Origin of the sequence: Salmonella sp. SAL4457 (assembly GCF_046548235.1) — a bacterium.
Classification (GTDB): Bacteria; Pseudomonadota; Gammaproteobacteria; order Enterobacterales; family Enterobacteriaceae; genus Salmonella; species Salmonella enterica.
The window spans coordinates 1-258 of the sequence record NZ_JBGDZO010000811.1; the positions used below are offsets into that span (position 1 = coordinate 1).

The 258-nt window shown below is 51.6% G+C and carries 1 protein-coding gene; it reads right to left on the reverse strand.

Annotated elements, in window-relative coordinates:
• A partial coding sequence (locus ACLJNW_RS26415) for a peptidase dimerization domain-containing protein (protein WP_410961539.1) occupies positions 1-219 on the reverse strand: 219 nt, incomplete at its 3' end.
• Between the last annotated feature and the right edge of the window lie 39 nt (positions 220-258).

Consider the following 258-nt stretch of genomic DNA (forward strand, 5'->3'; position numbering starts at 1 on the left):
ATCCGGAACCTTGTTGATCGTCTCTCCACCCTCGATATGGGTGAAGCGCATATCAAAACCTGTCTCCGAGGCGCGCTTCAAGAAATCGAGGCCGCTATAAATCGCGTTCACGCCCAGATGTGGATACGAGCTATGCGCTGACTTTCCAAAAGCATGGAAATCAACGCGGCGGTTGTAACCGCGAGCATCACGCTCGACTTGTTGATAGCCAATCGTCACTCGGAAAATGCTCAAGCACTTGTGCGCGTAGATCACTTT